Here is a 22,073-nt window from a genome sequence, read left to right as displayed (position 1 = left end):
CCTCTTTGGGTGAATTGGTCCGGATCGGACCTGTGGTTCACGCCAACATATGATGCTAATGTTTCTACCGTCAATCGAACACCACATATCATGGCTGAGTGTTCGTCCCACCCGGTTCGAGCCGGGGGAATGCGGAGTGCAGGCATATATGCGTTTGCGAACAGTCTTCACCGATTACGGCGACAGTCGAGCCCAGATGCGGATTGATGGCGAGTGGTATACCAGTGCCGCATTTGACGTCGCAACGCTGCTCATGCGGCCGGACTGGCGTACGACGTCGGGGGTATGGGTGGCCGGGCGGATTCCTCAGCGTGTGGCGCCAGTGGTTGTCGCTCCGGCCAAGATCGTGTGTTGCGGCCACAACTACCGGGCGCACATCGAGGAGATGGGTCATCCGACTCCACAGTTCCCGGCCCTGTTCGCGAAATTTGCCGACACGTTGACCGCCTGGGATTCCGACATCGCACTTCCCGGTCCCGCCGAGTCGGTGATGCTCGACTGGGAAGCCGAACTCGCTGTCGTGGTCGGCGCCGAACTGCGCGGCGCCGATCGCGACACCGCCCGCGCTGGGATCGCCGGTTACACCGTCGCCAACGACTTCTCTGTGCGGACGTGGCAACGCCGGACACCGCAGTGGTTGCAGGGCAAAGCATTCGATGCCACCACCCCCCTCGGGCCCGAGTTGGTGACTTCCGAGGAAATCGACCCGGCTGACGGACTGCGCATCACTTGTCGAGTCAACGGCGTCGAGGAGCAGGTCGGCTCCACCGATGACCTCGTCTTCGACGCACCCGAACTGCTGTCCTACATCTCCGCCTTCACCACACTGCGACCCGGAGATGTCGTGTTGACCGGTACGCCCGGCGGAGTCGGCAGCGCACATAAACCACCCCGGTACCTGCGTGGCGGAGACGTGGTGGAGACCGAGATCGAAGGGATTGGGGTGCTGCGTAATCGCATCACCGTTCCGTCGACGCATTAGCTCACCCGCACCGCGGGAAAGAAAGGACAGGCCATGGCCACCGAACTCGACACCACTGCAGTACCGATCCTCACGCGGGGCGGACACGAGTACACCGACACCGCGCAGTCCGGCGGCGCGGTGCGTGTATCCGGCGTCAGTCCGCAACACACTCCGGCCACGAGGATCTGGTACGGCAAAGTCACCAACGAACCCGGATACCGCTCGCTGCCTCACCACCACGGCGAGGCCGAGACCGGCGGTTACGTCCTGACTGGTGTGGCGCGGATCTACTTCGGCGAGAACTACCAGCGCTACTTGGACATGCAAGCGGGCGACTTCGTCTTCGTCCCACCCTTCATGCCACACATCGAGGTGAACATGAGCACCACCGAAGAACTGGTGTGGCTGACGTGCCGTACTCCGGACAACATCGTCGTCAACCTGCCCGAGGTCGATGACTCGACACTCGAAGGCTATTCGCGCGCATGATCAGGACCCGCACGCGGGTGGTTGGGGTTGTTGCCGGTTCATCGACGTTCGTGGTAGCCGCTGATGGCTGGCGGTAATGCAGCAGGAGCGTGTCCCGAGGAAACCACGAAAAGCGTTCTCTCAGTACTCGATTGATGTTGGAGCGGGCCGCGCGCCAGCTGTTCCCCCTCGACACCGCATACCTCCACCTCATTGCCGAGCCGGCCTGACGGCGGCCGTCGCGACAAGGAACTTCCCCCGCGGGTCAGGCCCACGGCGGCCACTATCTCATCGGCGGACACGGCGGCGAAGCCGTGTTCAGCGAAGCTTGGTTCCCGGCCCGTGTTTGGTGAGTTCCGGCGATGCGGTCTATGCTCGACGCGATGATGGCTTCTTCTGATCGCAGATTGGGGGTCCCGTCCGTCCAAGGTGAGTGCTGATGCTCACTGTGAAGACGAATGGGGACGATTCCCGCCTTTCCTTCTGGCCGCGCGTGCGTGATTTCGCCGTGCCGCCCTCCATGATCGAAACCGCTACCGCTCGGCGTCGCGCCGGGGATTGGGCGGGTTCTTGTGCCGCAGCGGGTTTCGATGTCGATATCGATTTATGTTCCGTGGCAAGGACTTACGGCGGGGAGTTGGCGGCCGACGTCCGATCCGATCTCCGGAATTTAGCCCCGGATCTGCTGCGCTGGCACCTGCCGAGGGTTGCTCCCGATGGTTTGCTCCGGCCGGGGCTGACGATCACGCTTGCTCGTTACCCTTGGGGTGCAGCTGGTTTCGTACATTTGATGGTTCGTACCGCGCCGGCTTGGGCGGATGCCGGGCAGCGGGTCGGCATCGCGCTGTGGGATGGGGCCGGGACCGCGGTGGGCTTGCATCCACATCCCCGGCCGGACCGCCGTTTCCGGATGGATCTGCACCGTCACCTCTGGGATGCGCGCAGGGCCGATGAGCTGCGCGTGCGGTGTGGAGCCGAACCCGGCGCCGACCGGACGGCGCTGGACCCGGCCCTGCTGGACATCGCGCCGCGAGATCGCGGCTACGCCGTCGATCGCTGGGGTGCCGAGGGGCGAATCCTGCTCGATTCCGAAGGGCGACAAGGCGATACGTTCCTGGTGCGGTTGGGGGCTCGGCGACGGGTGATTGCCGAATTGGGGCCCGCCGGCTTGCGGATGGCGGCGGCATATCCGGCTGGAGCCGTCTCCGCGCTTCCGGTGCTGCCCGACGCCGCGACCTGGGTATCACCCGACCTGGAACTGCTTCGCACCGGCATGATCTCGCCTGATCGACTGCATCCGATGGTCGCCGCGGCGCTGGTGCCGGACTATTCGCCGAGCGAGTCCGCCTCGGGGCCACCCCGGCCGGAGCGAACACACCTGGTGGAATGCAACGGCGAGCAACACCGAATCGGTTTGGTCGACGGTGTGCTGTCCGCGCTGGACCACGACCCGGCCGAGATCCGGCGCGAGGAACTCCTGGCCGCCTTGACCGGCACCCCGCTGCCCTGCCTGCAGGCCATCGATCAGGCACATCGCCAACCGGACTGTCTCACAGGCGTTCGCGAACGTCTCGCCCACGGCGACACCGCCGGCGCACTCGCCATCGTCGAAAACCTGCTCGGTCCCGAAGCGATCTTGCGTGTCGGCGCTCTCCGGGATGAACTGGAAGCCACCGCGCAACAGCGAATCACGTATGGGCTCTACCGATCCGGCCTGTCCAAACCGCAACTCGCCCCCGGCTCCTGCGGCGTTCGCCGTTCACGAGATCGCCGCGCGCACCCGCGCAACGCGACGAGGTCCTGACCCTGCCGGAGCAGTGTCTCCGGCGGGACTTCTTCCTGCGCTTGCGACTGCTGCGCACGACCGCCCAACAGTTCGCATCCGCACGACGACTTCCCGCGTCGTAGTCCGTTAATCCTCCTACAACACAAGGTGATTCATATGTCTGCTGCACTCATTGCCCCCGCGGCTCACACCGCTGCGGATCACGCTTCCCAGCTCGACATCGCCGCCGATCTGCTGACCCTGCTCGGCGAGGCCACCACTGAACCGTGGCCCAACACCCAACTGGAGGCCCTCACCCTGGCGGTGGCCGCCGACCTGCCGGTGCTGTTGTGGGGTGAGCCGGGAATCGGTAAGACCGCGGCCCTGACGCAACTCGCCCAATCCCTGGATCTTCCGCTGACCACGGTGATCGCGAGCGTGCATGAGCCGTCGGACTTTTCGGGTCTGCCCATCGTCGGCGACGACCCGGCGGAGCACGGTGTTCCGATGGCTCCACCGGACTGGGCGGTGCGATTGGTCCGGGCGGGCCGGGGGCTGCTGTTCCTCGACGAGCTGTCCACCGCGCCGCCCGCCGTGCAGGCTGCCCTGCTGCGGCTCGTGCTGGAGCGGCGGATCGGTTCACTGAAGCTGCCGCCCGGCGTCCGGATCGTGGCGGCAGCCAATCCGCGCTCGTCGGCGGCCGATGGCTGGGAGCTGAGCCCGCCGCTGGCCAATCGGTTCGTGCACCTGCAATGGGTGCACGATCACGATGTGGTCGTGCGGGGTCTCGGCGGTACCTGGCCGCACGCGACACTGCCGCGGCTCGACCCGGAAAAGCTCACGGAGGCAGTGGCGTTCGCGCGTCGCGCGGTGTGTGTGCTGCTCGCGGCGCGCCCGAAGCTCGTGCATCAGATGCCGAGCAGTGAAGCGCGCCGGGGTGGCGCCTGGGCTTCGCCTCGCAGTTGGGAGATGACGCTGCGGTTGATCGCATTCGCCACCGCCGCGGGGTCGTCCAGGGATGTGCTGTCGCTGCTGGTCCGGGGCGCGGTCGGGGATGGCCCGGGTTTCGAGCTGCTGACCAGCCTGGACCGGATGGACCTCCCGGACCCCGAGACGCTGCTGGGCGATCCGGCGGGCGCTGAGCTGCCCGAGCGCGGGGATCTGCGCCAGGCCGCGCTCGACGGTGTGGTCGCGGCGGTGCGTAAGCGCCCGGAGCGATCCCGCTGGGATGCGGCGTGGGTGCTGCTGGTCAGGGCGATCGAAACCGGGGCGCCGGATCTGGTGGTCGTCCCCGCGACCACGCTCGCCACACTGCGCCAGGAGAATTGGGAGGTGCCGGCGTCGATCGAGAAGCTGGCGGGCGTGGTGTCGGTGTCGCAGCGCGCGGATCGCGCCGCCGATCTCGTGCAGGCGCGCCGATGACTGTGCCCGCAGCGGATCAGAAACTGGATCTGGAAAAGCTCTTCGCCGCCCGGCTGTACGCCGTCCGAGTCCGGCCTTACCTGGCGACCGCCCTTTTCGCTCTGCACATCGTCGAATCGCGCCGCGTCCCGACGATGAGTGTGGACCGGTACTGGCGCTGCTACGTTTCGCCCGCGTTCGTGGACAGCATGCCCGTCGAGGAATTGGCCGGGGTCTTGGTGCACGAGGTCTCGCACCTGCTGCGCGACCATCACGGCCGCGGAGAGCGCTTCGCCCGCGAGCACGAACTGAGCGGCCCTGGGGAACGGCTGCGCATGAATATCGCCGCGGACTTCGAGATCAACGACGACATCTTCGGCGACGGACTGGTCCGCCCGGAGGGCGCGATCCTGCCCGCCGACATCGACTTGCCCGCAGGCAAACTCATGGAGGAGTACCTGCGGGAGTTCCGGTTCGGGACCTACACCCCGGGCATGGCGTGGCTCGATTGCGGCAGCGGCGCCGACGGCCTGGAACGCGAATGGGAGCTGGGGCCGCTCGGCGCGGACGGACTCAGCGAACAGCAACGCGACGGCGTGCGCTTCCGGGTGGCGCAGGGGATCATCGGCCGCCCGGGCAACGTGCCCGAAGGATGGCGGCGCTGGGCGCAGGAAGCATTCCATCCACCGCAGCCGTGGCGCGACCTGCTCGGCGCGGCACTTCGCGCGGCCGTCTCCGCGCCCGGGGTCGGCGAGGACTACACCTATGGCCGGCCCGCGCGACGCGCGGCCGGTGTGCCCGGCGTCATCCTGCCTAGCCTGCGGCGCACGCCGCCCCGCGTCAGCGTGATCATCGATACCTCCGGTTCGGTCAGCGACGCCGAACTCGGCAGCGCCCTGCTCGAAGTGACTGCCATCAGCCGCGCGGCAAGCGGCCGCCGCGACCTGCTCACCGTGTTGATCTGCGACGCGGCCGCCCGGATCGCGCACCCGCTGTGCGCGGCCGAGGGCATACCGCTGGTGGGCGGTGGCGGAACCGACCTACGCACAGGCTTCGCCACCGCCCTTCGCGCCCAACCCCGCCCGGACGTCGTCGTGGTCCTCACCGACGGTCAGACGCCCTGGCCCGAGACCAAGCCGTGGTGCCGCACTGTCGTGGGCTTGTTCCGCCGGGCCCCTTCGTGGCGCGAAGGCGATTCCGATTACGTTCCGGACAGACCACCGGCGTGGGCGCGAGTCGTCGAAATCGGCTAGCTCGCGCTCTTCGGCGCGTCCCGGGCGTTTCGAAACAGCCACCGGGGTGAGAGGTGGGGGTCCACCGATTCAGGGGTTGGACGGGCGCGTTTCGGTCCAGTCGACCATCAGCCTGCGTTCGGCGAACATCCATGAGCCGTTAGCCTGTTTGGCGAACTGGTCGAGGTAGCGGAGGGAGGCCACCATCAGGGTGCGCTGGCCGTCGACGTCGTACAGGTGGTGGGCCAGGCAGTAGGACTCGCCGGTGGCCCGGTCGCCGTCGAGGTGGATGGTGCTTTGACCGTTGAAATGCGTTGTGGTCCGGTAGCTCCGGAGATTTTCGAAGACCGGCATGATTTGCTCATGGCCACGGAGGTCCTGGGTCGGCTGGTCGGATCGGGCGTCCATGTAGACGATCAACCGTGCGTCCGTGGTGAACAGCGACAGCTGTCCTGTGGCGTCGCGGTGGTCGGCGCAATGGGCGTAGGCGTCGAACAGTTCGCGGATAGCCAAGCGGTCGGCGGCTTCTGCCGGTGATACCACCTTGTGCATACGCATGGGCATTCCTTCCTGGATTCGATGGGCTACTGCGAGGCCCCACGGGACGCCGAGGATCGCGACCAGTATCAAGCCGAGGACCAGAGGTGCCGGCCGAGCCACGCCGAGGGCAGCGCAGGCAATGGTCAGGACGGCCCAGGTGCGTGTGACGCGGCGGTGAAACGTGTGTTCGCGGTGTGCGACGTGCTCGCTGGCGGCGATCACCATCGTGGTGCACAACACGATCGCAACGCCTGCGCACAGCACCCAGTTGACTGCCTTTTGGCACGAACCGTTCGACGGGCGGGATACCGCCATTAGCATGGCGATCTCAAATCAACCTCGAGTCATCGGGTGAGTTCCTCGGAGATCTGCCAAAGGCGCTCTGCGTTGTCCGGGTCGAGCGCGTAGGGCGCGACCCCACCGGTGTGGCCAGCACGTTCACTGACCCGGGGGGCCGGAGCGCAGTCCTCGTAGTAGCAACCGGTGACGCCCTGCACGTCGGGGCTGGCGGCGAGCAACACCGAGGTGGCGGCACCTTGCTCGATGGTCTTCACCGGCGGCAGCCCCAGTTCGGTTTGTTCTCCGAAGGCCTCGAGATCGCCGGGGCTCATGTGCCGCGCGAGTTCGGTGCTGGCGACGTTGCCGGGCATGAGCGCATTGACGGTGATGCCGTCGTCGGCCCAGCGCTGTGCGGCGCCGACGGCGAACAAAACGTTGGCTGACTTGGACTGACCGTAGGACGTCCACCTGTCATAGGGACGGAACCGGTAATGCAGGTCGTCGAAGACTACTGGGGAGAAGAGGTGTCCGATCGAGGCGACACTCACCACTCGGGCACCGTCGGCGTCGGCCAGCCACCGGTGTAGGCCGGTAGTCAATGCGAAATGACCGAGATGATTGGTAGCGAATTGCATTTCATACCCGGCCGGGGTGCGGGTGAGCTGCGGCAGGGCCATCACGCCGGCGTTGTTGACCAGGATGTGCAGCGGTCCGGCCCAGGCATGCTCGAAATCGGCCACCGACCTCGGATCGGCCAGATCCAGCCGTGCCACGTGCACCGCACCCGTCCCGGCAGGCAGCTTCTCGGCGATCTCGTCTGCGACTTTCCTACCGGCCTCGATCTTTCGCACCGCCAGGGTTACTTCGGCGCCGGCCGAGGCCAGCACACGGGCGGTTTCGGTGCCGATCCCCGAACTCGCGCCGGTGACGATGGCACGGCGGCCGTGCAGATCGACGTCGGCGACGATCTCGGCCGCTGTGGTCGTGGCGCCATATGCGGTAGTGGGCATCGTGAACTCCTTCTGTGTGGTCCAGAACACTGTCGCCATACGGTCTAATCGTCATGCTCACCGGGGCCGCCGTCGATGTGCGCAGGAACATTCCATGTACTTCCCCGGTGTGGCCGCGGACATCGAATGCAATGGGGATGTGCTCGACCTGCGCCACCGACTGGGTTGCACTTGGGGTGGGTGCGGCCCTCAGCGCGTGTGCCCCTGCGCGAGCTGGTCATCGCGTACCCGGCAGGCGTGGAAGCCGGACGGAACGCGCTGTGGCAGCAATACTCGTGCCAGCGGGCCTGAGGCGACCATCGGTTTCGCTCGTCGATCCGTCGCGTGGCGCGAACGGGGCCTCGGCGCCCCAGCGGCCTGGACCGAACTTGTGTTCCTGCTTGGCTCCTGTTGCCGAGTCGAACCGCACCAGTCCGTCGAACAGCAGGGTGGGTTCGTTGCCCAAGCTCATGTTGTAGGAGTAGCGGTGCGGCCGTCCCATCATACGGGAGTCGACACTGGGGAACTCGATGTTCGTCTCATCGAGCCTGTTCGTCGTCGTTCCCGTCCGCAGGTCGAAGCGGTGGTCCGGCCAACGCCATATGACCAGGTCAGGCCGATCGGCGTGCGGTGACCAAGAGGTACTCCCACTCCATCCGCCCGTTGCCCAGGTCGTGTTGGGAGGCGAGATCCGCGAGTTCCCGGTCCAACCGCGCGATCCGGTCGGGTTCTGCGGCAATGGCCTTGTACACGGCGACCGTCGGTCCGTAGTAGGCCTTGAAGAAGTCGCGGAACTCGGCGCCGTCGGCGAAACGATCGATGACCGCGTTTTCGCGCCGCAGCTCCAGGTCGGTGACGCGGTCGCCCAAGAGCGACCGGACATGCGTCTCGTCGCCCCACATCGGTGGCGGCAGCGCACCGGGCGGGGGCGGCGCAGCGAACGGTTTCATCGTGGCGAACATCTGCCCGATGAATCCGGTGGGTGTCCAGTTGATCAGCCCGATCGTGCCACCCGGCTTGGTGACGCGCACCAGTTCGTCCGCGGCCGCCCGGTGGAACGGCGCGAACATGACGCCCACGCATGAGATCACGGCGTCGAATTCGGCATCGGCATAGGGCAATGCCTCGGCGTCGGCTTCCTGCCACTGCAGGTCGACGCCCCGGGCGGCGGCGAGACGCCGGCCCGCGTCGAACAGCTCCGGCGTGAGGTCGCTCGCAACGACGTCCGCACCGGTCTCCGCGGCCGGGATCGCTGCATTCCCGGATCCGGCCGCAATGTCCAGCACGCGCTGACCCGGGCCGATACGGCAGACCTCGACGAGACGCCGACCCAGCCCAGGGATGACTTCGGTGGCGACGGTCGGGTAGTCGCCCAGTGCCCACATTGCGCGATGCCGCGTCTTGAGATCAGCAGGGCCGGATTCGGTCATCTGATGCTCCCTCTGTAGTCGGGCCGGCGGACGCTGCCGAACCTGATCGATTTACGACGAGTCGCGAAGTCAAATGTTGTGCAGGTACCGCAATCGCCAGTCGCCGAGGTCCTCGGGCTCGATAGGGTCAGCACCCGGTCCGATCGAACCCAACCATTCTGCCAGCAAGCCGGTGAAAACGCGGCGGCACGGTCGCAGCTTGTTGTCGGGATCGAATGTGTCCATCTCGATACCGGTGATCTCCATGGCGATGTCATTCTCCACGAAGCCCTCGAACAGCAGTAGGTTGATGTGCACCGTGTTGCGGCCCGGCTTGTCTGATACGTGGTAGCGCCCGTTCTCGGGCAATCGAGTCTCGGAGTGAACGTCTCCGTTGATGCGTGTGTGGACTCTTGCCTTGAATCGGAATTCGCCTGCGCCCTTGATGAATGGGTCGTGGTCGTCGAGTATTTGGAGCCGTTCGAGGACGCCGCGGATGCTCTGGCCCTGTTGTTTCTCGGTCGAGTCGTTCCAGGGCAGGTCTGAATCGTTTGCCTGTTCCACCAATTGGCGCGCATCTCCGCGAAGAATTCGGTTTGTCGTTCTTCTCTTGCTGTTCGACTCCCGTCACCTACTCGCCCTTCCAGTCTTCCCGGAAAACGACTGCGCCCTACCGCGCACTCTGCCACCGCGCCAAGCGGTGGCTGGTGGATCTACGTCGACAGGCCGAGACTGGTTAGTGCCCGCCCACGCCATTACGGCACGTGACCACACGGGTAGTGCCCACCTCGGAACCTGCCGGATCGGGCGAAGTGTGTGGGTCTCCGCCCATCGACATGAAGGAGGCTGGAAATGAATCACTCGGACATGGACCCGACCTTCTATCGGAGCGCAGCGGAGGCGGCTGCCGCGCCACCGGAGCGGCTCGCATACGTCGTTGCGTTCGACCGCGCGGCACAGAAGCCGGATGCGCTGTCAGTAATCGATGTGGATCCGGGTTCAGACACCTACGGCCGGGTGGTGGGCTGGACCGAGGTACCCCACCTGGGCAATGAGCTGCACCATTTCGGCTGGAACGCCTGCAGCAGCGCACTGAAGCACGAGGGCCACCACATTGAGGGGCTGGCTCGGCGGTACCTGATCGTGCCGGGTCTGCGCTCGTCGCGCTTGTACGTGTTCGACACCCAGCCCGACCCACGCCAGCCCGCCCTGTCCAAGGTCGTGGACAGCTCCGAGCTCGCGGCCAGGGCCGGCTACTCCCGTCCGCACACGCTGCACTGCGGGCCGGACGGTGTGTTCATGACCTGCCTCGGCGGGGCAGACGGATCGGACGGGCCGGGCGGGATCGCGCTGCTCGATCACGGCACGTTCGATGTGCTGCGGCAATGGGAGACCGACCGTGGGCCGCAATACCTCGCGTACGACGCCTGGTGGCATCTCAACCAGAACACGCTGATCAGCAGCGAGTGGGGCACCCCGTCCATGATCGAGGACGGGCTGAAGCCGGAGCTGCTGCTGGCCAACAAGTACGGCCACGCGATCCACTTCTGGGACCTCACCGCCGGTCGGCACCAGCAGCGGATCGATCTCGGGGAGCAGTACCAGATGCCACTCGAGCTGCGCCCTTCGCACGATCCGGACGCCACCTGGGGGTTCGTCGGCGTGGTGATCTCGACCGAGGATTTGTCGGCCTCCGTGTGGCGTTGGCACCGCGATGGTGGAGTGTGGGCGGTCGACAAGGTGATCACCATCCCGGCCGAGCCGGCTGATCCCGACCTGCTGCCGCCGGCACTGAAACCGTTCGGCGCGGTGCCGCCGCTGGTCAGCGATATCGACCTGTCGGTCGACGACGCATACCTCTACGTCTCGTGCTGGGGTACCGGGGAGCTCGAGCAGTTCGACGTGCGCGATCCGGCTAACCCGAAACAGACCGGTTCGGTCCGGCTCGGCGGGATCGTGGGCCGCACCGCCCACCCGGCCGCGCCGAAACAGCCGCTTGCCGGCGGGCCCCAGATGGTCGAGATCAGCCGTAACGGTCGTCGGGTCTACGTCACCAACTCGCTCTATGGCGCGTGGGACGACCAGTTCTACCCGGACGGGGTTGGCGCCTGGATGGCCGTGATGCACACCGATCCCGACGGCGGAATGACCATCGACGAGTCGTTCTTCCCGCACGACGAGGACTTTCGAGGTCTGCGGGTGCACCAGGTGCGCCTCCAGGGCGGCGACGCCTCCTCCGACTCCTACTGCTACCGGTAGTCAGCCACCCTCGAACCGTGCAAGCACCGCCACGAACCACGCCTGATAGCGGCCGTACGCCTCCCGGCCGGCCCGGGGCGACGAGCGGGAATCGGCTGTGATCGGTGTTGCGTCGCTGCCACAGCGGAATCGCGCTGATCGGCGGCACCCCGCGGCGCGCGGAGATCTACCGTGGAGGTATGACCACCTTGGAGTATCGGCATTTGCTGGTCGCCCGGGAGGGCGACACCGTGCGCATCACCATGAATCGGCCGGAGCGGCGCAATGCGCTGTCGAGCGAACATCTGGCCGAGTTGCTCGTCGCGTTCCGGGCCGCCGGCGAGACCGGCGCCACGGGGATCGTGCTCGGGGCGGGCGGGCCGGTGTTCTCCGCGGGACACGATTTCGCCGACGTCGCCGCTCGTGACCTGCTCGGCATGCGGGAGCTGCTCACGCTGTGCACCGAGCTCATGTCGACCATCGAGTCGGTGCCGCAGGTGGTGATCGCGCGGGTGCAGGGTCTGGCGACGGCCGCCGGCTGCCAGCTGGTGGCCTCGTGCGATCTGGCCGTCGCCGCCGAGTCGGCCGGCTTCGCGCTCCCGGGTGGTAAGGGCGGCTGGTTCTGCCATACCCCGGCGGTGCCGGTGGCCCGCGCCGTCGGCCGCAAACGCCTGATGGAACTGGCCCTGACCGGCGACCCGATCGATGCCCGCACCGCGGAACAGTGGGGCCTGATCAACCGAGCGGTGCCCGACGCCGAGTTGGATACCGCCGTGGACGAGTTGCTCGCCCGCGCCACTCGGGGCAGCCGGGCCAGCAAGGCCCTCGGCAAACGCACCCTCTACGCGCAACTCGACCGCCCCGAAGCCGACGCCTACACCATCGCCCTGGAAGTCATGGCCGGCGCCGCTCAACTGCCCGGCGCTCGGGAAGGAATGGCGGCCTTCCTGGAGAAGCGCCCACCCGTCTGGCGGGATTAGCGCCGCGACGGCTGCACCTTCGTGTGCTGGTGCCCGGTTGGCTGCGGCGCCGTGTTGTGAAGGTCCGAAGTCGTCTGCACTGGCGACTCGAGTGGGTCCGTTCACTCTGAACAGGCTGAGCGTGGCTACCGGATCCACACCTTCCTGTGGGAGGGGATCGACGGAACCCGGATCTTCACCCACTTTCCGCCACCGTTCTTCATCGCTCCGTGGGGGCGGGCGGATCTGACCCACGGCATGTGCAGTGTCCCGTCCGATTCGGGTTCGGCGACAACCCAACTCGCGTGCACATCCAAACGTGCTTCAATTGGGAAGCCAACCTTGATGTGTAACTCTGCGAGTCACGGAAAGGACGGATCATGAAAATCATCGATGGCGAAGATGGTGCCTGGTACCTGCTTCAAGATGGTGATTCCCTGTTCTTGGATGTCAATTGCAACCTCAGTTTCATTGGCTACACATTCTTGCTGAAGCTCAACAGCGATGAGCGCAGCGAATATCAGGCCCGTGGCCGGACGTACCTGGATGAATTAGCGCAGCGCATCGACGGCAGCGCACCCGCCGCCAGGGACAGCACCTCTGAATTCAACGGTCGAGATTGCACAAAAGAATACCGCGATCAGGTAAACGCGGCATTTAGCCCGCAATAAAGTGGGAGCGATACGAGGTCATGCCCGTTCCGTCCGTCCCCGTGCAGCGGATCGCGGTGGATCTCCTGATGGGCTCTTCCTGTTGGGGCTCGATCTCATTGTGGCGTTCAGCCCAGCAGATTGGGCAACTGACTCCAGGCGCGGTTACATGGGTCATGTCTCGAGCGAGTCTGAGGGCGTGGCGAGATTCGTCGGGTCGACGTTGCGGATCTGCCACCGATATATGCCCGAATCCGGTGCTCAGGGACTTATTCTGCCCGTGTGACAGGGGAACCGGCGCGCTCGGCGCGACCATTTCGGCGGCGGATGGTGCTGCTGGCCGTCGGTGCTGTGCTGGCGTTGGGTGGGGCCGCCACCCGACCGTTCAGTTGGTCGGCAACCGTGCTGGTGGTGGTGCCGGTGGTCGTGGTGTCGGTGCTGGCGTTCCGCGCGAGGCCCGAGCAGATTCCACGCACGGCCCGGCTGCGGCGCGGAGTGGCTGTCTGGTCGATGCTGCTGGTCACGGCGTCGGTGTGGGAGGTGTATGCGTTTGCGCGGCAATCGGATTGGACGCGGCCGAGCGACGTACACCCGACTTTGTCGACGCTGCTGGATCCGGCATTGGAGCAGTGGCCGCTGCGGTTCGCCGGATGGCTGGTGTGGCTGGGTGCCGGCTGGTGGCTGGTGTCGAGATGAGCGATCGGGTGATCGTCATCGTCGGGTTCGTGCTGGTGCTGGTGGTCGCGCTCGGCGTGGTCGTGGTCACGCATGTGCGCCGGGATCTGGTCGCGCCCGTGGGGGAGACGATTGCGTACCTCACGCGCACTCGGGTGGCGAGGGTTGCCGCTGTGCTCGTGTGGGCATGGGTCGGCTGGCACTTTCTCGCACGGTAGGTGCGACCGTGACGATGCTGGCGCGGGCGAAACCCACCCGGCGGCCCGGGCAGTGCCACAGCCAACGCGGAACGTGCGTTATTCGGTCCCGCTGCCGCGGGCTCGGCTGCCGACTCGCCCTGGTACGGCCAACCTGGTCCGGGGTACGGGCCGCCATCGTCGTACCCGCCGCCGTCCGGCAGCGGGAAAGCGGGTCTGATCGTCGCTGGCGTTCTCGGGCTGGTGGTGGTACTGGGTATCGGTGTGGCGATCGGTGTCGTCGTCCGCGGCGGCAGTGAGTCCGCTGGTGCCTCGGCCACTGCCCGGCAGGCAGGGGGGCCGGGGACCTATTCGATGAACGGGATTACCAATGCGTGCGACCTTGTCGATCCCACGCCGCTGACCAAGTGGTCGTCCACGCCGAAAAGCGTTCCCGAGCATCGGGAAACCCGGCCGTCCGCTCACGACAGCGGCGGTCTGAAGTGCAATGTCGGCTACGCGAGCTCGACCACCGACGAGTTCCCCATGAACAGAGCCGGAATGAGCGTCGAGGCCGAGTTCACCGACGGGACGGCTCCGCCCTTCTACGACCATTGGAAACACGCCGGCATCGCCACTCCCGGACCGGGGTCGGTCTCCGGCGAGGTCACCGGAATCGGCAGCCAGGGCTACTGGTACTCCGAAGTCACCGGCAACCTCGTCGCGGAAATGGCCTACGTGGTGTGTGTGCAGGACGGCAATGTCTCGGCGCGGGTAAAGATCGCCCTCACGCGTGAGAAGGGTTCTCCTGTGGTGAGCCGGGACGAACTCGATTCGATTGCCAGGCCCCAACTCCGCAGGGCGCTGGACGGTTTGAGGGAGAAGTAGAGGTCCTCGACTCGGGTGCGACGGTGCGGATGACAGCTCGACGTCGCCGGGAATACGATCGGTTCGGAGTCGATGTTCGACGGGGGAGCCCGTTGCGGAACTGGAGGGGCTACGGGGATGACCTACTCCCAGCGCGGACCTGACGATCAGCCGACGCCAGGCAACACCGATCCCGCTGTGCAGCAATACAATCCGCCAGTGGGTGCGGGGGCCGTCCCGGGCTCGGGCACCTATACGCCTGTGCCTGCGCCCGCGTTTGCCCCCGGTGAGCCCGTCAGCGGATACGGCCAACCTGGTCAGGGGTACCGGCGCCACAGCCACCGCCGACCGGTAGTGGCAAAACGGGTCTGATCATCGCTGGTGTTCTCGGGCTGGTGGTTGTGCTGGGTATCGGTGTGGTGATCGGCATCTTCGTCGGCGGCGGCGACAGTGGCGGCAATTCCGCCGCCGCCCCGGCCTCGTCCAGCGCCCTGGCCTTGTCCAGCGCGGCCCCGGCCACGACGACGTTGCGCCGGGAAGCTGCGCCGGGGATCTATTCGATGAGCGCGATCACCAATGCCTGTGACCTTGTCGATCCCACGCCGTTGCGCAGGTGGTCGTCCACGCCCAGGGAAGACCCCCAGCACCAGCAATTCCCACCGAATTCCTCTGACGGCGGCAACCTGTACTGCGCCATCCGCTACACCAGCCCCTCGACCATCGCCGACGACGCCACCGTCGACGAAGCCGGCATCGGCCTCCAGGTCCAGTTCACCGGCGTCGAGGCCACCCCCGCCTACGACCGTTGGAAACAGACCGACACCACCGCGACCGGGTCGGGGTTGGCCTCGGGCGAGGTCACCGGAATCGGAGCCCAGGGCTACTGGCACACCGCGACCACGGACAAAAGCAACGGAATGACCTACATCGTGGGCGTGCAGGACAGCAACATCTCGGTGCGAGTAGAAGTCGCCGTCCTGCGCGCAAAAGGCGAACCTCCGGTGAATCGGGACGATCTCGATACGATCGCCAAAAACCAAGCCCAGCAGGCTCTGAACGGACTAAAGAAGAAATAGGCGCTACCAGCCATGAGCGATGTTCATATTCGACGCTGGGTATGCGCCGGTTTCGAGTAACTCGGTGAAGTGTGTCCGAGGTTGGTCGTCGGGAGTTTGCTGTTCTTGGGTCAGAGGGTGAAGTACACCAGCGAACAGCACAGCCTGGAGGCATCAATGTCGGAGAAGGCTGCCTCCAGCAAGCTTCCGACCACGGTCGGGCGCAACAGTGGTGCGGTTGTCGGCGGTGAGGATGCCGCCAGGGTGAGCATCGGTCACCGCTGTCCGTCACGAGGGGTGAACTCAGCCGACTACACCCAGGTGCCGGACGAAGGGCTTGGACGCGGTGAACGGCAACCATTCGGGGTCGGCGCTGGGGGCACCGGTGTGCAGGAAGCTCAGCCCGGCTGCGCGCGTCTGTCGTCCGATTCGACCGCTCCGCGTAGTGCACCGTTCTTCGTGGTCGTCGTTGTGATCATCGGCATCATCGTGGCGCTGCTGGGCAAGCCACTGCCTGCCGCGTGTGGGCGATAGTGCGTGAGCTGCGCAAGCCGTAGGGCCTCTGAGCGGGCACCCACGAATGGTCGACACGACACCCGACGGCAGGCTGCCGGGATCGATCACCGTCAGTGCCGTTTGGTGACCACAACCGGTTTGACCTCGGTAGGTATGCCCGCCAGGGCGGACTCCGGGATGTTGAGCACGGTGGCCAGCACCGAGCGTGGGATGGAGTTCATCGCGGCGAGGATGCCGATGTCGTCGTTGGTCTCCGCGGCGCTGGTGTTGAAGACGATGAGGACCTCGAGGGGTGTGTCGGTGCGGGCGTTTTCGAAGTAGTGGAAGAAGCCCTGTGGCGCGAACACGAGATCGCCCGGGTGCGCCTCGAAAGCCTCGGTGCGGTAGCTGCCGTCGGAGTGGGTACCGAGGATGGTCCATTTCGCGGTTCCGGAGATGTGGTAGTTCACCTCCCAGGCACTGGGGTGCCAGTGCGGCTCGCGGATGCCGCCCGGCTCCAAACGCACGAAGTAGGCCGATCCGTTCTGCCCGGCCAGCACCGGGAAGCTGCCCTCATGGGCACCCTGGAGCGTCCCGCCATCGAAGCGTTGCGGATCCGCGCGGGTGAGATGGAACAGGTGCGAGGAGTTCTGGAGGTTCTCGACGACCTCACCGGTGTTCGGCAGTTGACTCGCCACCGTATCGGCGCAGGCTGTAGCCGCAACCAGTCCCGCGCCCAGCGCGGCACCACCCAGTGCGGCGGCGCCGGTACCGAGCGCCGCGCGCCGGTTGACTCCCGTTGTTTCGGATTCAGAATCGCTTGACATACGCCTCCGTTCGCAACGCGGACAGGGTGAGCAGCTACGCCGCAGCACTCGACAGCATATGACCCGCTACCTCGGCACGCCGGTAGGACGCCCCGCCGGTTCCAGCGCGGTGATCGTGTCGCGGCCGGATCGATTCGCCGACGTTCACCCATCGCCGCAACCATGTAGCGGCGATGTGCTGACGGTATGCTGGGGGACAGTAAGCCCAGGGGTGTTGGGATGGGTACGTTGAAGTGCTGCCGGGAATTTCGGGGTCGAGGATGGCTGAATTCGGTCCGCTGACAACGCAGCATGAGCCTGTTCCGCCGATCGCGGCGGAGCTAGCCGCAGCGGGGTTCGAGGATGCGCACGAGATCGGCCGCGGGGGCCTCGGTCGTCGACCCCGCCCTCGTTCAAGAGCTTGTGTCCGCTCGGCGACGCGACGATCCTCTTGCCGTGCTCAGTGCGCGGGAGCGCGAGGTACTCGCTTTGATGGCGGAGCATCGCAGCGTCCTCGCGGTCGTCACATTCCTCGAGGCTCGCTGACCTCCCGACATCGACCAGCGTGACCTACGGCCGCCTTTCTTCCACCCGGCGTCTTGCGACGAAGATTCCAGCTGGCAGGAAGAGGTGATGGACGGCAGCAGTGGCGACAAACCCCTCGCTGCAGAGCCACAGTTCTAAGGACGACGTTTTCCGAGGTCTGGAGCGCCGCATGAAGATCACAGCAAAGGGACGAATCGCTCGGGAACCGGCCCCGAAGCACATTCGGAGATACGCGCTGAGGGCGCCGTTCACCTATCCACGAGAACTTTCCAGAGGAGATTGCGATGAGCACCCGAATTCTGGTCCTGGTGGGCAGCTTGCGCGCCGCCTCGTACAACCGGCAGCTCGCGCAGGCGGCCGTGAAGCACGCACCGGACGGCATAGCGGTCGATATCTTCGACAGCCTCGCGGACGTGGTCCTCTACAACGAGGACATCGATCGCCCGGGTGCCGTCGCTGCGGCAGACAGGCTTCGCGCCGAGGTTCGATCGACCGACGCGCTTCTGGTGGTGACCCCCGAATACAACGGCACAAGCCCCGCCGCCCTCGGGAACGCCATTGATTGGATCTCCCGCCCCTACGGAACCGGCGCCATCACTGGAAAGCCGGTGGCTGTCATCGGTACTTCCGGCGGGCATTCCGGCGGGGTGCGGGCTCACGAAGACGTTCGCAAAGCAGCGCGCATCGCTGGGGCGAGCGTGCTCGACGACGTGAGGCTGTCGGTGCCGCGAGCAGGAACCCGCTTCGCCACCATCCATCCCGCGGACGACGGAGAGATCGCCGGCACGATGCCCAGCATTCTGGCCACCCTCGCCGCCGCGGTCCCCGCCCGTCAGGAACTCGTTCAGGAGTCGGCATGAACAGCGAAACACGCAACCGAACCGCTATGGACACCCGTGAAATGCGCCTTGCACGCCGCATCGCCGATTTGTCCGCAAACGATCCGCAGTTCGCCGCGGCCTGGCCCAATGAGGCGATCACCGCTGCGGTCGACCAGCCAGGGCGACTACTGCGGATCGTGCGTACCGTCATGGAGGGATACGCCGACCGCCCCGCCCTGGGACAGCGAGCGGTGCAGTTCGTCACCGAGCAAGGCAACGGCCGGACGTCGCTCCAACTACTGCCCAGCTTCGAGACCATCAGCTACCGCGAATTGTGGGATCGCGTCCGCGCATTCGCCGGTGCCCTGGCCTACGATCCGGTTCGGCCGGGTGACCGCGTGTGCATTCTGGGCTTCACCAGTGTCGACTACACGGTCATCGATATGGCGTTGATGCAGCTCGGCGCGGTTTCGGTTCCGCTGCAAACCAGCGCGCCGCTCGCCCAGCTGCGACCCATTGTCGTAGAGACCGGGCCGACCGTGATCGCTTCCAGTGTCGACCGCCTCGACGACGCTGTGGAATTGGTGCTCACCGCGCACGCTCCTGTGCGACTGGTGGTGTTCGATTTCCACTTCGAGGTGGATGATCAGCGCGAAGGGCTCGAATCCGCGAGGTCTCGGTTGGAACATGCCGGCAGCCCGGTGGTTGTCGAAACCTTGGCCGATGTTCTGCAGCGCGCCCCGGCACTGTCGGACGTCCAGCCGTTGCTCGCCGCCGACTACGACCCGCTGACACTGCTGATCTATACCTCGGGCAGCACCGGCGCACCGAAGGGGGCGATGTACCTGGAGCACCGGGTCACCAATACATGGCGTGCGTCGGCCGCCGCGGTCTGGGCGGACCAGACGAGCGCACTGCCGTGGATCACGCTCAATTTCCTGCCGATGAGTCACGAGATGGGACGTAGCATCCTCTACGCGACACTCTGCAACGGCGGCACGGCGTATTTCGCGGCCACGAGCGATCTGTCCACGCTGATGGACGACCTCCCGCTGGTGCGGCCGACCCGGCTGGCTTTCGTGCCTCGTATCTGGGACATGCTGTTTCAGGAATTTCGGGCAGAGGTGGACCGGCGACACACCGAGGACTCGGATCATGCCGCCGTCGACGCCGAAGTGATGGCCGACCTGCGGCAGAACCTGCTCGGCGGACGGTTCGTCTCGGCGGCGACGGGCTCGGCGCCGATCTCCGACGAGATGCGGACGTGGGTCGAGACCCTCCTCGATCTGCATCTGGTGGATGGTTACGGCTCCACCGAGTGCGGCGTGGTGTTCGTCGACGGACTTGTGCGGCGCCCACAGGTGATCGACTACAAGCTGGTGGATGTCCCCGCTCTCGGCTATTTCCACACCGATCGGCCCCATCCGCGCGGCGAGCTGCTCGTCGTGACGCAGGACCTGTTCCCCGGCTACTACAAACGGCCCGAGATCACCGCCGAGGTGTTCGACGACGACGGGTACTACCGCACCGGTGACATCGTGGCGGAAGTCGGCCCCGATCAAATCGTCTACCTCGACCGCCGCAACAACGTGCTCAAGCTCGCGCAGGGCGAGTTCGTAGCGGTCTCGAAGCTGGAGGCGGTGTTCGCCGACAGCCCGCTGGTCCGCCAGATCTACGTCTACGGCAACAGCGCCCGCTCCTACCTGCTCGCGGTCGTCGTGCCCACACAGGCCGCGCTTTCGAGCCACGATGTGGCCACGCTGAAGCCGTTGATCAGCGAGTCTCTCCAGAACGTCGCACGGGCTGCCGAACTGCAAGCCTACGAGATCCCCCGCGACTTCATCGTCGAGACAACACCGTTCACGGCGGAGAATGGTCTGCTCACCGGCATTCGCAAGCTGGCGCGGCCGAGACTGAAGCAGCGCTACGGCGATCGCTTGGAGCAGCTCTACACCGAGCTGGCCGAGGGACAGGCCGACGAGCTACGCGCGCTGCGCCGAAGCGGCGAGGACCGGCCGGTGCTGGAGACGATCAGCCGGGCCGCCGGTGCGCTGCTCGGCGCGGGGTCCGGCGATCTGCGGCCGGATGCGCACTTCGCAGATCTAGGGGGAGATTCGTTGTCCGCGTTGTCTTTCGCCAATCTGCTACGCGAGATTTTCGGGATCGACGTGCCGGTGGGCATCATCGTCAGCCCCGCCACCGATCTGCAGGCCCTCGCCGAATACATCGCTGCGCGGCAACAGCCAGGCGCCGAACGGGCCGCCTTCGACTCGGTGCACGGTCGTGACGCGACCGAGGTGCGCGCCCGTGACTTGACCCTGGACAAGTTCATCGATACCGGAACGCTGGCCGTAGCACCCACGCTCGCCGAGCCGAGTTCGGCGGTCCGCGCGGTGCTGTTGACGGGGGCGACGGGTTTCCTCGGCCGTTTCCTGGCGCTCCAGTGGCTCGAGCGGCTGTCGCTCGTCGGCGGGACGCTGATCTGCCTGGTCCGGGCCAAGGACGGCGCGGGGGCTCGGGAACGGCTGGACACGACGTTCGACAGCGGCGATCCGGAGCTGGTGCGGCACTACCGCGAGCTGGCGTCCGAACATCTAGAGGTCCTCGCCGGCGACAAGGAACAACCTCAGCTCGGTCTGGATCAGCAGACCTGGCAACGGTTGGCCGACACCGTCGACCTCATTGTGGACTGCGCGGCACTCGTCAACCATGTGCTCCCCTACAGCCAGCTGTTCGGCCCCAACGTCTCAGGCACCGCAGAGTTGATCCGCATCGCGCTCACCACGAAGCTGAAGCCGTTCACCTACGTGTCGACCATCGGCGTGGCCGACCAGATCGAACCATCCGCGTTCACCGAGGACGCCGACATCCGAGTGATCAGCCCCACCCGCGAGATCGACGACAGCTACGCCAACGGCTACGCCAATAGCAAGTGGGCCGGCGAGGTACTGCTACGCGAGGCCAACGACCTGTGCGGACTACCAGTCGCGGTGTTCCGCTGCGACATGATTTTGGCCGACACCACATATGCGGGCCAGCTCAACGTGCCGGACATGTTCACCCGGTTGATGCTGAGTCTCCTCGCCACCGGCATCGCCCCCGCCTCGTTCTACGAGCTCGATCACGACGGCAACCGACGACGGGCACATTACGATGGGCTACCAGTCGGTTTCATTGCCGAAGCGATAACCACACTCGGAGTGTGGCCGGTGGACGGATTCGCGACCTACCACGTGATGAACCCCTACGACGACGGTATCGGGCTCGACGAGTTCGTCGACTGGCTGATCGACGCCGGATACCTCATCGAGCGCCTTCCCGATTACGACACGTGGTTGCGACGGTTGGAGACCGCCATGCGTGCCCTGCCCGATCGACAACGCAAATACTCGCTGCTTCCGCTGTTGCACAACTATCAACGACCGCAGCAGCCGACCCGCGGGTCCCTCGCAGCCACGGAGCGGTTCCACGCAGCAGTTCAGGAGGCGAAAATCGGCCCGGACAAAGACATCCCGCACATTTCGACGGCGATCATCCTGAAGTACGCCACCGACCTGCACCTGCTCGGTCTGCTGTGATCGCTGCGGCAGCCCGATCCGCTCCCACTACGTAAATCCGCGCTGCTGGTGGAGAATCGCAACCCTTTCGACCGTGGCGCGCCCTTCGCCCGGCGGCGGGTTCACGGATGCGAACCGAATGCGGTCCCGCTGCTTGTTCGACCGGTACGCCGCGGGACAG

The 22,073-nt window shown here is 66.0% G+C and carries 21 protein-coding genes and 1 pseudogene; 16 read left to right on the top strand and 6 right to left on the bottom strand.

All coding sequences use genetic code 11. From position 1 onward, the window contains the following. The first annotated feature begins 148 nt into the window (after positions 1–148). The 5 genes from OG874_RS16295 (at position 149) to OG874_RS16275 (ending at position 5,851) form a co-directional block, all read left to right on the top strand. Positions 149–982, top strand: coding sequence for a fumarylacetoacetate hydrolase family protein (locus tag OG874_RS16295; protein WP_330255978.1), 834 nt, complete (start codon positions 149–151; stop codon positions 980–982). A gap of 33 nt (positions 983–1,015) precedes the next feature. Continuing rightward, entirely contained in the window at positions 1,016–1,453 is a 438-nt protein-coding gene (locus tag OG874_RS16290; protein WP_330255977.1) for a cupin domain-containing protein, read from the top strand. Between the two features lie 769 nt (positions 1,454–2,222). After that, complete coding sequence (locus OG874_RS16285; protein WP_330255976.1) at positions 2,223–3,236, top strand: hypothetical protein; 1,014 nt, start codon at positions 2,223–2,225, stop codon at positions 3,234–3,236. A 138-nt stretch (positions 3,237–3,374) separates the two neighbouring features. After that, positions 3,375–4,619, top strand: a complete 1,245-nt coding sequence (locus OG874_RS16280; RefSeq protein WP_330255975.1) for an AAA family ATPase — start codon at positions 3,375–3,377, stop codon at positions 4,617–4,619. After that, complete coding sequence (locus tag OG874_RS16275; RefSeq protein WP_330255974.1) at positions 4,616–5,851, top strand: vWA domain-containing protein; 1,236 nt, start codon at positions 4,616–4,618, stop codon at positions 5,849–5,851. Before OG874_RS16280 ends, OG874_RS16275 begins: the two co-directional genes overlap by 4 nt. 69 nt (positions 5,852–5,920) lie before the next feature. Here OG874_RS16275 and OG874_RS16270 read toward each other — a convergent pair whose 3' ends face one another. The 5 genes from OG874_RS16270 to OG874_RS16255 form a co-directional block, all read right to left on the bottom strand. Continuing rightward, positions 5,921–6,610, bottom strand: a complete 690-nt coding sequence (locus tag OG874_RS16270) for a nuclear transport factor 2 family protein (RefSeq protein ID WP_330255973.1) — start codon at positions 6,608–6,610, stop codon at positions 5,921–5,923. A gap of 104 nt (positions 6,611–6,714) precedes the next feature. After that, the gene (locus OG874_RS16265; RefSeq protein WP_330255972.1) at positions 6,715–7,659 is read right to left on the bottom strand and encodes an SDR family NAD(P)-dependent oxidoreductase; all 945 of its coding nucleotides are present in this window, start codon (positions 7,657–7,659) and stop codon (positions 6,715–6,717) included. Positions 7,660–7,876: 217 nt separating this feature from the next. After that, a complete protein-coding gene (locus tag OG874_RS44740) occupies positions 7,877–8,170 on the bottom strand; it encodes a carotenoid oxygenase family protein (protein WP_442943407.1) in 294 nt (97 codons plus the stop codon). A gap of 79 nt (positions 8,171–8,249) precedes the next feature. Then, positions 8,250–9,068, bottom strand: coding sequence for a class I SAM-dependent methyltransferase (locus tag OG874_RS16260; RefSeq protein WP_330255971.1), 819 nt, complete (start codon positions 9,066–9,068; stop codon positions 8,250–8,252). A 69-nt stretch (positions 9,069–9,137) separates the two neighbouring features. Beyond that, the gene (locus OG874_RS16255) at positions 9,138–9,614 is read right to left on the bottom strand and encodes a hypothetical protein (RefSeq protein ID WP_330255970.1); all 477 of its coding nucleotides are present in this window, start codon (positions 9,612–9,614) and stop codon (positions 9,138–9,140) included. A 285-nt stretch (positions 9,615–9,899) separates the two neighbouring features. On the opposite strand from OG874_RS16255, the gene OG874_RS16250 reads away from it, so the two are divergent. The 8 genes from OG874_RS16250 to OG874_RS16215 all read left to right on the top strand — a co-directional run bounded on the left by OG874_RS16250 (position 9,900) and on the right by OG874_RS16215 (position 16,201). Beyond that, entirely contained in the window at positions 9,900–11,306 is a 1,407-nt protein-coding gene (locus tag OG874_RS16250) for a selenium-binding protein SBP56-related protein (protein ID WP_330255969.1), read from the top strand. Positions 11,307–11,485: 179 nt separating this feature from the next. Then, entirely contained in the window at positions 11,486–12,265 is a 780-nt protein-coding gene (locus OG874_RS16245) for an enoyl-CoA hydratase-related protein (protein ID WP_330255968.1), read from the top strand. 359 nt (positions 12,266–12,624) lie between these two features. Next, positions 12,625–12,915, top strand: coding sequence for a hypothetical protein (locus OG874_RS16240; RefSeq protein WP_330255967.1), 291 nt, complete (start codon positions 12,625–12,627; stop codon positions 12,913–12,915). A gap of 261 nt (positions 12,916–13,176) precedes the next feature. Next, positions 13,177–13,590, top strand: coding sequence for a hypothetical protein (locus OG874_RS16235; protein ID WP_330255966.1), 414 nt, complete (start codon positions 13,177–13,179; stop codon positions 13,588–13,590). Continuing rightward, complete coding sequence (locus OG874_RS16230) at positions 13,587–13,787, top strand: DUF6186 family protein (RefSeq protein ID WP_330255965.1); 201 nt, start codon at positions 13,587–13,589, stop codon at positions 13,785–13,787. The genes OG874_RS16235 and OG874_RS16230 overlap by 4 nt, the downstream gene beginning before the upstream one ends. Positions 13,788–14,009: 222 nt before the next feature. Further along, a complete protein-coding gene (locus tag OG874_RS16225) occupies positions 14,010–14,633 on the top strand; it encodes a hypothetical protein (protein WP_330255964.1) in 624 nt (207 codons plus the stop codon). A 395-nt stretch (positions 14,634–15,028) separates the two neighbouring features. Next, complete coding sequence (locus OG874_RS16220; protein ID WP_330255963.1) at positions 15,029–15,688, top strand: hypothetical protein; 660 nt, start codon at positions 15,029–15,031, stop codon at positions 15,686–15,688. 117 nt (positions 15,689–15,805) lie between these two features. Continuing rightward, complete coding sequence (locus OG874_RS16215) at positions 15,806–16,201, top strand: hypothetical protein (protein ID WP_330255962.1); 396 nt, start codon at positions 15,806–15,808, stop codon at positions 16,199–16,201. A 92-nt stretch (positions 16,202–16,293) separates the two neighbouring features. Here OG874_RS16215 and OG874_RS16210 read toward each other — a convergent pair whose 3' ends face one another. After that, positions 16,294–16,989 (bottom strand): cupin domain-containing protein, encoded by a 696-nt coding sequence (locus tag OG874_RS16210; RefSeq protein ID WP_330255961.1) that lies wholly within the window; start codon positions 16,987–16,989, stop codon positions 16,294–16,296. Between the two features lie 351 nt (positions 16,990–17,340). On the opposite strand from OG874_RS16210, the pseudogene OG874_RS16205 reads away from it, so the two are divergent. The 3 genes and pseudogenes from OG874_RS16205 to car all read left to right on the top strand — a co-directional run. Then, positions 17,341–17,514: pseudogene (locus OG874_RS16205) on the top strand (DNA-binding response regulator); the annotation flags it as partial. A 284-nt stretch (positions 17,515–17,798) separates the two neighbouring features. Beyond that, a complete protein-coding gene (locus tag OG874_RS16200; protein WP_330255960.1) occupies positions 17,799–18,374 on the top strand; it encodes an NADPH-dependent FMN reductase in 576 nt (191 codons plus the stop codon). 26 nt (positions 18,375–18,400) lie between these two features. After that, the gene (gene car / locus OG874_RS16195) at positions 18,401–21,913 is read left to right on the top strand and encodes a carboxylic acid reductase (protein WP_330257308.1); all 3,513 of its coding nucleotides are present in this window, start codon (positions 18,401–18,403) and stop codon (positions 21,911–21,913) included. The last annotated feature ends 160 nt before the right edge of the window (positions 21,914–22,073 follow it).

The organism is Nocardia sp. NBC_00565 (assembly GCF_036345915.1).
Taxonomy (GTDB): Bacteria; Actinomycetota; Actinomycetes; order Mycobacteriales; family Mycobacteriaceae; genus Nocardia.
The sequence above is the reverse complement of the archived record's forward strand: the minus strand, read 5'-3'. Positions and strand labels throughout refer to the sequence as shown.

Bases quoted from the DNA above. Each gene is read 5' to 3' on its own strand.
- OG874_RS16240 (WP_330255967.1), top strand. From the start codon at position 12,625: ATGAAAATCATCGATGGCGAAGATGGTGCCTGGTACCTGCTTCAAGAT.
- OG874_RS16245 (WP_330255968.1), top strand. From the start codon at position 11,486: ATGACCACCTTGGAGTATCGGCATTTGCTGGTCGCCCGGGAGGGCGAC.
- OG874_RS16200 (WP_330255960.1), top strand. From the start codon at position 17,799: ATGAGCACCCGAATTCTGGTCCTGGTGGGCAGCTTGCGCGCCGCCTCG.
- OG874_RS16285 (WP_330255976.1), top strand. From the start codon at position 2,223: ATGGTTCGTACCGCGCCGGCTTGGGCGGATGCCGGGCAGCGGGTCGGC.
- car (WP_330257308.1), top strand. From the start codon at position 18,401: ATGGACACCCGTGAAATGCGCCTTGCACGCCGCATCGCCGATTTGTCC.
- OG874_RS16295 (WP_330255978.1), top strand. From the start codon at position 149: ATGCGTTTGCGAACAGTCTTCACCGATTACGGCGACAGTCGAGCCCAG.
- OG874_RS16250 (WP_330255969.1), top strand. From the start codon at position 9,900: ATGAATCACTCGGACATGGACCCGACCTTCTATCGGAGCGCAGCGGAG.
- OG874_RS16275 (WP_330255974.1), top strand. From the start codon at position 4,616: ATGACTGTGCCCGCAGCGGATCAGAAACTGGATCTGGAAAAGCTCTTC.
- OG874_RS16210 (WP_330255961.1), bottom strand. From the start codon at position 16,989: ATGTCAAGCGATTCTGAATCCGAAACAACGGGAGTCAACCGGCGCGCG.
- OG874_RS16280 (WP_330255975.1), top strand. From the start codon at position 3,375: ATGTCTGCTGCACTCATTGCCCCCGCGGCTCACACCGCTGCGGATCAC.
- OG874_RS16260 (WP_330255971.1), bottom strand. From the start codon at position 9,068: ATGACCGAATCCGGCCCTGCTGATCTCAAGACGCGGCATCGCGCAATG.
- OG874_RS16290 (WP_330255977.1), top strand. From the start codon at position 1,016: ATGGCCACCGAACTCGACACCACTGCAGTACCGATCCTCACGCGGGGC.
- OG874_RS16230 (WP_330255965.1), top strand. From the start codon at position 13,587: ATGAGCGATCGGGTGATCGTCATCGTCGGGTTCGTGCTGGTGCTGGTG.
- OG874_RS16265 (WP_330255972.1), bottom strand. From the start codon at position 7,659: ATGCCCACTACCGCATATGGCGCCACGACCACAGCGGCCGAGATCGTC.